General features: G+C 66.2%; 3 protein-coding genes. 1 reads left to right on the forward strand and 2 read right to left on the reverse strand.

The features are described from left to right. Window positions 1-407 (reverse strand): rhodanese-like domain-containing protein (locus FVW27_RS12835; protein WP_167125708.1); only part of this gene is annotated, 407 nt, incomplete at its 3' end. 71 nt (window positions 408-478) lie between these two features. Then, window positions 479-1,270, reverse strand: coding sequence for a 4Fe-4S double cluster binding domain-containing protein (locus FVW27_RS12840; protein WP_167125710.1), 792 nt, complete (start codon window positions 1,268-1,270; stop codon window positions 479-481). Between the two features lie 825 nt (window positions 1,271-2,095). Here FVW27_RS12840 and FVW27_RS12845 point away from each other — a divergent pair. After that, window positions 2,096-2,607: ATP-binding cassette domain-containing protein (locus FVW27_RS12845; protein WP_167125712.1), on the forward strand; the 512-nt coding region annotated here is incomplete at its 3' end.

Consider the following 2,607-nt stretch of genomic DNA (forward strand, 5'->3'; position numbering starts at 1 on the left):
CCCCCGGCGGGAATGTGTCCGCCGGGTTCGCCCCGCAGCGGAGCATGGGTGCAGCCTTCGCCCGCCCGTACGGCGGGGCCGCCCTGTTCACCGTGCTCGCCGCCGTGTTGCCGCTGCCATGCGGCCAGACCGCCTTCCAGATAGCGCGCGGCCACCCCGCGCGCCGTCAGGCGTGACTGGATGCCCCGGCTGGCCTCTCCCCCGCCCGCGCAATACACCACGGCGCTGGTGCCCTCCGGAATGGAGGACAGCCACGTGTCCGCGTTGGCCGGGTCGCGCCACTGCGAACCGGGAATGGCCTCGGGGTGCAGGTCGCGTTCGCTCCTGCTGCGCACGTCGAGCAGCAGCATGCGTTCTTCGCCGCACAGGGCATCGTCGAGTTCGCGTGGGGTGATGGAGCGGACCATGGGGGCCTCCCTTGGCTGCGGTGCGGGCAACCGGCCCGTGGGCGGGGCGGTGCGGCGATGGAACAATGCGTTCAGGACGATTGCGGAAACAGGGTGAACTGGTCGTCCATCATGGTCATGGGGACGTCGTCGCGCCCGTGCAGCACACCCTTGCCGCGCGCTCCCCACGGGCACACCTTGACGCAGACCCCGCACACCGAATGTCCGATGAGCGGACGTTTGGCGAAGTCCTCTTGCAGCAGGGTGCGGCAGCGTTCGAAGTGCAGGGCCTCGTCGCGGCTTTCGTAGTGCGCGCCCGGTTCATTCGGCAGTGCCGTCCCCTTGATGGCCCCGGCAGGGCAGGCGTCGGCGCAGCGGGTACAGTTGCCGCAGCGGTTCATCAGCGGGCGGCCCGGCTGCAGGGGCAGGTCTGTGAGCACCGTGCACAGGCGGATGCGCGGGCCGTACAGCGGCGAAATGGTCAGCAGGCTCTTGCCCTGCCAGCCAAGCCCGGCGGCCACGGCCACGGCCTTGTGCGAGATCATGCTGGTGCAGGCCACGGAGTCCATCGCCTGCGAGGCAGGCAGCGGCAGGGCGCGTCCGCCCGCTTCCTGGATAAGCAGGGCCAGGCGCAGGGCGGTGTCGTCCAGGCGAATGTTCACCGCTCGAAAGTGGTGGGCGTAGAGCGGGGTGGGGCCGTCCACGATGTCGTCCAGCACCGGGTCCGCCAGGCGCACGCCCAGGCTGATGGCCCGCGTCCAGCCGTCCAGCAGGTTTTCCGGTTGGGTGGGCAGGGTGCGCAGGCGGTCCAGGTCGGCCACGCCGAAAAGGCTTGCCCCCCATCGTAACGCCGCTTGTCGCAAGGAAAAACTGTCCATGGCCATGCTCACCTCCGCAGCGTACTGCCTTCATGGATGGCATGTTTTCCGTCAGGGTGCAACGGCTCCGCACGCGCTTGCCACAGGTGGCGCCAAAGGTGCTGTACGCACCGTAGTGCCAGAGATTGACACTAAAATACATCGTGGGTGGACACGGAGTATTTTTTGATGTATATTGTAAAAATGGCATGAGTAAAAGGATTCATTGCCGTAATGAAAAGTGCACTCATGGCATATTGAAATAGCATGCTTCGATGTCCGGGAGGATGTTGGGTGTACGGGCAAGGGCCAAGGAATGCCTGCCCGTGCGCATATGAGTTCGGTATGATGTTTGTCACCGAAATACAATGATTTTCGGTGTGCAATGATTTCGGATGCAGTCGCTTTGCGCGGCCTGTGTTTCCTCCGGCGTGCCCTTGCGGCCCGGCAGGATGATGGCTGCGGCGTGCCCTGTGTTGCAGGTTCGGGAACCCGCCGTCTGCGCGGGTCTTGAACGTGCGGCGTCCATCCCCCTGGTCGGCTTCGGTCGTGCCGCGCCCATGGCGCGCTGCCGGTGCCGTGGTGCCGTGGTGATGGTTCGGGGCTGTCCATGCTCTGTCGGTGGCGCATCCCGTTCCGTGTCTCCTCCCTCCCGTGCATCCCCATGACAACATGACGCGCGCCCTCACCGGGTGTGTGCCGAAGGTGCTTGCCGCACGTCGACCATTCGTGCCCGTTCCCTTTCCGGATGGCGCACGGCGTGGCCGGTGGCGGGTTCGCCCCGGCATTTGCGGCGGTGCATTCGGTCTTTTCCGGAGCAAGGCCCCCGTGGCGCGCAGTACAGGAGGCAATATGGCGAAGATAGAGATCAGGAACCTGACCAAGATATTCGGGCCAGCCCCCGACAAGGCGCTGGCCATGGTCCGCGAGGGCAAGCCCAAGGACGAGATATACAAGCGCACCAGGCACGCCGTGGGCGTCAACCGTGCCTCGTTCGACGTGGACGAGGGCGAGATAGTGGTGGTCATGGGCCTTTCCGGTAGCGGCAAGTCCACGCTGGTGCGCTGCCTGAACCGGCTCATCGAACCCACCGACGGCACGGTGCGCATCGACGGCACCGACGTGACCACGCTTTCGATGAAAGACCTGCGCGCCCTGCGCCAGCGCACCTTCGGCATGGTGTTCCAGAATTTTGCGCTGTTTCCCCACCGCACCGTGCTGGAAAACGCCGAATACGGGCTGGAAGTGATGGGGGCCACCAAAGCGACCCGCCGCGACAAGGCGGCGGAGGCCCTGGCCCGCGTGGGCCTTGCCGGGTGGGAGGCGGCCCGGCCCGGCCAGCTTTCCGGCGGCATGCAGCAGCG

The sequence above is a fragment of the Nitratidesulfovibrio liaohensis genome (assembly GCF_011682075.1).
Classification (GTDB): Bacteria; Desulfobacterota; Desulfovibrionia; order Desulfovibrionales; family Desulfovibrionaceae; genus Cupidesulfovibrio; species Cupidesulfovibrio liaohensis.